Source organism: Azonexus sp., assembly GCF_036170495.1.
In the GTDB taxonomy this organism is placed as follows: Bacteria; Pseudomonadota; Gammaproteobacteria; order Burkholderiales; family Rhodocyclaceae; genus Azonexus.
In genome coordinates this window covers 1-1,884 of the sequence record NZ_JAVHPH010000409.1, presented here as the reverse complement: position 1 = coordinate 1,884, position 1,884 = coordinate 1, and the positions used below count along the sequence as shown (strand labels likewise).

Here is a 1,884-nt window from a genome sequence, read left to right as displayed (position 1 = left end):
GCATCATGCCACCCGGCGTCGTCCTTCAGGGCTACACCCCGGCCGGTCTGGCGGCCCACCGGAAAGCCCACCGCCAGGCCCTTCTCGATGCCACCGAACGGCTTATCCCAGGACGTGTTCGTACGCCCGGCGCAGCAGATTTCGTTCGACTTCGCTTAGCTGGAGCGACTCGGTAATGGCGATGAAACGGCCGTGGAGCCGGTCAGCCGCCGCGAACGGCGGGTCAATGCTGGCAAACGCCGCGAGCAGAACGGGCACATCGCCCTCCGGCGTATCGACCCAGGCCTGAAAATCAGCCACCGGCTCGACTGCGCCCTCGGCCAGCCCGAGGTGCACCTCAGCTTCGCGAACAACCGCTGTCGGATGAAACTGGACGGTCGGCGAGAAATCTTCATCGCGCAGCGCCGACAGTGTCGGCAATGGCTTGAAAGCGACAACGCCTGAACTCAGACAGAGAAAGCGAACGCGGCCGCTGGTCCCATGCTTGTGAATGAACAGTAAACGGGGCGAAACGCTCATGGCCTACTTCGCGTATTCCGCCAGGACCGCATCGCCGCGGAATTTCTCCGGTCGCCCCCAGATTTCAACCGTATCGACGTAGAAATCGGCTTTGGCCGGGTGCGCCAGCAGCACCTGGTACTCGGCAAAAATGCGGCCATCGGGAAAGAAGGTCGCCTTGCCGAAACGGGCCTTGCCTCGCCAATAGGCTAGCACGCTGACCTCCTGCGAATACGGGTCGGTCTCTTCCTCGAACACGACATCGGCCCACACCGGCTCGTCACCGATCGACAGGCCGAGCTTTTCCACCTGAGCGCGCAAGGCGGCGCAGACAGCTTCGCCGGTGGCGTTATCGGGCAAATTTGCGGTCATGGTCGAGGTATCGAGGGCGTATGGACATCTCCGCCATTCCCGCAGGCGCGGAAATGACAGAGCTTTGTGTTTCAGGCCGGTGCGTAGGTGTAGCAGTCCTTCGGACAAACGCGTCCGCAGGAGCCACAACCGATGCAGTCAGCCGGATTGGCCAGCGACATGACCATCATGTTGTCGTCTTCGTCATCATCGTCGTCATCCAACTCTCGCTCGACGAGGTCGAGAACATTGCGCGGGCAGACCTTGTAGCAGCGGCCGCAGCCGATGCACTTGGCCTGATCGAGGCTGGTGGCGAATTGCGGCGTCCATTCGGTGCCGCCTTTGGTGAGTCCGGTGATCATGCTGGTTGTCCTTTCTGCGCGGCAGCGAGTCGGGCACTGGCATCGGCCCACGCCTGGCAGGCATCGTAGGTGGATTGGGAAAGCGCAGGAATTTCATGAAAGCCCGCCGGCAGGCGGTCTTCCACGAGATCGTGCATCTGCGAAGCCCACTCGGAAGCGATCCGCTTGAGCTTCTTGACTTCCTTGTCGAGGGCGGCCAGTTCTTCGTCAGTCATGTTGCCCCCCGCCCTTACAGCCCGGCGACGTTCGGATACTGACCGATACGTTCCAGAGCGATACCGAGCATCTTGTCGGCGTCATCCTTCATCTTGGACAGGCTCGGGAAGCCGAAGCGATGCACGTCGCGCAAGGTCTTTTCAACGGCAACCAGCTTGCCGACGGTAATGATGGCGCGGCCGAAACCTTCGTGGGTCAGGTGCACCAGCGGCACGGCGAGCAGCTTGCATTCCTTTTCGATGAGCACGGCGATGGCGTTGTAGAAGGCCTTGACGCGCGAGATGGTCTCGTCGTCCGGATCACCGATCATCGGGATGTTGGCCTTGCGTTCCTTGGTCAGGATGTAGGGATCGAGGATTTTTTCGACCGTCCAGCCGGCGTAGGTGCCGTAGGTATCGAGCGCGCGCATCTGGCGGGCCATCTCCTTGACGAAATCGGTTTCGAAGATGGGATCGGC

The 1,884-nt window shown here is 61.4% G+C and carries 5 protein-coding genes; all 5 read right to left on the bottom strand.

The window, feature by feature from the left end:
- Window positions 1-102: 102 nt before the first annotated feature.
- Window positions 103-519, bottom strand: a complete 417-nt coding sequence (locus ADADOO_RS15100) for a hypothetical protein (RefSeq protein ID WP_511278327.1) — start codon at window positions 517-519, stop codon at window positions 103-105.
- Between the two features lie 3 nt (window positions 520-522).
- Complete coding sequence (locus tag ADADOO_RS15095) at window positions 523-870, bottom strand: hypothetical protein (RefSeq protein WP_511278326.1); 348 nt, start codon at window positions 868-870, stop codon at window positions 523-525.
- A gap of 71 nt (window positions 871-941) precedes the next feature.
- On the bottom strand, window positions 942-1,211 hold the full coding sequence (gene fdxB, locus ADADOO_RS15090) for a ferredoxin III, nif-specific (protein WP_226404802.1): 270 nt from the start codon (window positions 1,209-1,211) through the stop codon (window positions 942-944).
- Window positions 1,208-1,426, bottom strand: coding sequence for a CCE_0567 family metalloprotein (locus tag ADADOO_RS15085; protein ID WP_226498342.1), 219 nt, complete (start codon window positions 1,424-1,426; stop codon window positions 1,208-1,210). Before ADADOO_RS15085 ends, fdxB begins: the two co-directional genes overlap by 4 nt.
- Before the next feature lie 14 nt (window positions 1,427-1,440).
- Window positions 1,441-1,884: NifX-associated nitrogen fixation protein (locus tag ADADOO_RS15080; RefSeq protein WP_511278325.1), on the bottom strand; the 444-nt coding region annotated here is incomplete at its 5' end.

Bases quoted from the DNA above. Each gene is read 5' to 3' on its own strand.
- ADADOO_RS15100 (WP_511278327.1), bottom strand. From the start codon at position 519: ATGAGCGTTTCGCCCCGTTTACTGTTCATTCACAAGCATGGGACCAGC.
- ADADOO_RS15095 (WP_511278326.1), bottom strand. From the start codon at position 870: ATGACCGCAAATTTGCCCGATAACGCCACCGGCGAAGCTGTCTGCGCC.
- fdxB (WP_226404802.1), bottom strand. From the start codon at position 1,211: ATGATCACCGGACTCACCAAAGGCGGCACCGAATGGACGCCGCAATTC.
- ADADOO_RS15085 (WP_226498342.1), bottom strand. From the start codon at position 1,426: ATGACTGACGAAGAACTGGCCGCCCTCGACAAGGAAGTCAAGAAGCTC.